2 protein-coding genes are annotated in these 3,517 nt (G+C 58.5%); one reads left to right on the plus strand and one right to left on the minus strand.

Going from position 1 to position 3,517, the window contains the following annotated elements; all coding sequences use genetic code 11:
• Positions 1–286 precede the first annotated feature (286 nt).
• Positions 287–1,240, minus strand: coding sequence for a PEP-CTERM sorting domain-containing protein (locus AW06_RS18750; protein ID WP_034953424.1), 954 nt, complete (start codon positions 1,238–1,240; stop codon positions 287–289).
• A gap of 1,067 nt (positions 1,241–2,307) precedes the next feature.
• On the opposite strand from AW06_RS18750, the gene ltrA reads away from it, so the two are divergent.
• Positions 2,308–3,517, plus strand: a 1,210-nt coding sequence (ltrA, locus tag AW06_RS18755) for a group II intron reverse transcriptase/maturase (RefSeq protein WP_273704896.1), incomplete at its 3' end; no start/stop codon positions are given.

Below are 3,517 nucleotides of genomic sequence, written 5' to 3' on the forward strand. Positions count from 1 at the left end.
GGTTGCGGATCCATTTGATGACGCGTCACAAGGTGAAGGACCGAGGAACTGGCTTCCGCCTGTTTCCATGTGCTCATCTCTACCGGCGTCACGGGCTGTACAAAGTCCCTACCAGGGCGGGCTGGAACTCGGCGCATGCCTTGGCGTGAAGAACATCGGAAAGCCGTGTGCGGGAAAACTGCATGCACGGTTTGATGAGGGAGGGCAGGCGAAAACCTGTTCTCTACTCTACCCGTGTTTGCCCCGGGAAAGACCTGACCCCGTTTGGTGCTTCCGCAACCCGGGCCTACCTTTTTTTCTGGCGACGACCAAAGCCTATACCCACCAACCCCAGCCCTAGCAACACCAGGGTCGCCGGCTCTGGCACGGTCGGAATGGTGTCGGCCTGGACCGCGAGGTCAGTGCCAACGCCAGAACCAGCGTTGTTTCCGACATTCTGGATGATTGCCCCGGTCGTGCGATCGATCTGGTACACACCGCCGCTATCGCCTGATGCGTAGAGGTCGCCGGTCAGCCGATTGTAGGCCAGGCCATCGAAGAGTGCCGCATTCCACGACGCGAACGCGTCGACGTAGGAATACACGTGGTTGTTGCCGGTAAGTACCGAGGCGCCGCTTAGCCGGTAGGGAATGAAAGCACCGCTGCCGTTGGTACCCGTGCCAATGAGATCACCGGTAAGCGGATCGAAGGCCAGATCGGTGTAGAAGGAATTGACGCCGCTGGGACCACCGTTGCCGGCGAATGTCCCGACGAAGTCGGTCATCGCGGTGCCCGGATCGAAGCGAAACAGTCCGTTGCGCGCGAAAGCGCTATGGTCGTTATCGTAAGCCGTGAAGTAAAGTTTGCCGTCGGGTCCGGCGGTCAAGCCGTCGAGGTTGCCGCCCAACCCGGTCGAACCCAGGCTGACGACGTTGGTGATAATGCCGGCGCTGACCTGGATGTTGGTCGAGTCGAGGCTGAAGATGTGAACATCCGACTGAAATCGCCGCATGAAATACAGCGTCTTGTCAGGTGTCTCGGCAACCGTGGACCAGCCAGTGCCCACGTCGCCGAGCACCGGGTCCTTGAGTGCACCGATCAGCGTGGTGGTGTTGGCACCGACATCAATGGTCCACAAGTTTCCATCGCCACTATTGGACATCGCCCACAGATCGACGACTCCATTGGCAAAAGCCGTGCTGGCCGCACATGACCCGGCAACGGCGATCGCCACCCCAAGTTTTCTAAGCATCGCGTTCATCGAATTTCCTTCAAGAGTCGTAAGACGCCGGCTGGCCGGCCCACGGGCGTCAGGGATATAAGGGCAAGCACCGCAAATATCGCCCACGCCACAATGGAAGCAAATTTCACACCATAAAATGCAACTCATTGACGTAATGTGATTTGCAATCGCAAGAAGATCTCGCTTCGCGACGCTGTGTAAGTTTTTTCGACAGCTTATCCAGCCGCGTTGGCTTGGCTTCGGCCCGGCGAGAGGTCTCAGCCGGATGGCGCCGGCGGCTAGCACAGAGCACGCGGAAAAGGACGAAAGGTCGTTTTGTCGCGGTCAAGCTGCAACGGCTCGCCATCAGCCGGCGTGAAACTGGATTTCCCCCGCTGGGTGCTGATCAATTTCTCGGTCTGAAGTTTGTCAAGCGTTGGCTCACTGTGCTCGCGTGCATCCGGATCGCGAAGAGGCGATCTCCGCCGCCTTCGCAAGCGGTCGCTACACCCTCAACGAAATCGGCGACTATTTCCGCTTACAACTACTCGCGGGTAAGCAAGATCGTCCGACTACGAAGGCAAGCGCCCGCGGAGGAAAAAGGAAAGACCTGACCGTTCGCAGTAACAGCAGTAAGTCTAGCGGGTTGAAGTCCCGTCCGGGGAGTTGTCCGTACGCCCCGCGGTAGCATGAGGAAGCGGCGTCGTGGTGACGCGGGGTCGTGAGTTTTCAAGCAGCAAGGGAGCAGGCCGTAACGCAAGTGAACCTATGAGTAGCCTCGTAAATTATGCGGAGAAGCCGACCCTGTGGCCAGAAGGGGAAGGCCGTTGGATGGACGCTGGAATAACGGAAGTGGCGTCAATCGACTCCCGGGGTAGCAGGGATGGCATGTTCTCGAAGACTTATTGCCCAGTGCTGGAGACCTGTCTGTGGGGGTGGGGAGACCACCGACCGCTGCGTATAAGGCAACGAAAGCGCAGCGGCTGCGGGCGGGAGTCGGAGGGGTTCATAGTACCGATCGAGATCGCGGGACAACATAACCCCGGTCGAGGGAAGGGACCCTACTTTGTTTGCGCAACCGAAGAGCGGAGGATCGAGGGATTGCCATGTCGCTAACCACCCCAGATACGATCAGGACGCTACAGAGGAAGCTTTACGCCAAGGCCAAGCAAGAACCGGCCTACCGCTTTTACGCGCTCTACGACAAGATCAGCCGGGAAGACATCCTCAGTCATGCTTGGCGGCTTGTCCGGTCCAACCGAGGCAGTCCTGGTATTGATGGGGTCAGCTTCGAGGCCATAGAAACCGGCATTGGGGTAGAAACGTTCCTGCAGGACCTGGCCCGTGATCCGAAAGACAAGACCTACCGAGCCCAACCGGTGCGGCGCGTCATGATCCCCAAAGCGGATGGCAGTCAGCGCCCGCTCGGGATTCCGACGCTCCGTGACCGAGTTGCGCAAATGGCGGTGAAACTCGTCATCGAACCGATCTTTGAAGCCGATTTCTGCGAGCATTCGTACGGATTCCGGCCGAAGAAATCGGCCCACGATGCGGTGGATGACATTGCCAATGCGCTCTGGGCCGGCTACACCCAAGTCATAGACGCCGATCTGTCGAAGTATTTTGATAGCATTCCGCACGCCAAGCTACTGGCCGTGGTGGCCGAGCGCATCGTCGATGGGGGGATTTTGCACCTCATCAAGCAATGGCTCAAAGCCCCGGTCATCGGCGAGGACGACAACGGAGTGAAGAAGACCGTGGGCGCTGGGAAAGCCAATCGTCAGGGGACGCCGCAAGGTGGTGTGATTTCCCCGCTGCTGGCCAACTGCTACCTGCATATTCTCGACCGACTATGGCAACGGCGGCACCTGAAGGGCAAGTTGTCCGCACATCTCGTGCGTTACGCGGATGACTTTGTCGTCATGTGCCGAAAAGATGTAGAGAAACCGCTGAAAGTGGTGCGCTACGTACTGGAACGTCTGGACCTCAGTCTCAACGAGGCGAAGACCCGCATCGTGGACGCCACGCAAGCAAGCTTCAATTTCCTGGGTTTCACGATTCAGATGAGTCGAGGGGCCAAGACTGGAAACCCGTACCCGAACGTCCGGCCAGCCGATAAATCGCTGACGAAGATCAAGGCGAGGCTGACGGAGCTGACAGGAAGGAATCTGACCCCCATCCCTTTGAGTGGCGTCGCGGGAACCGTGAACCGCAGCCTGCGAGGCTGGGCAAACTACTTCCACTACCGGAACTCAAGCCAGGCGATGAACAAAGTGAGATACCACGCGGAAGACCGGTTGCGGATCCATTTGATGA

Source organism: Candidatus Accumulibacter cognatus (genome assembly GCF_000584975.1).
GTDB classification, from domain to species: Bacteria; Pseudomonadota; Gammaproteobacteria; order Burkholderiales; family Rhodocyclaceae; genus Accumulibacter; species Accumulibacter cognatus.

Coding starts and splice junctions, on each gene's coding strand:
- AW06_RS18750 (WP_034953424.1), bottom strand. CDS start 1,240: ATGAACGCGATGCTTAGAAAACTTGGGGTGGCGATCGCCGTTGCCGGG.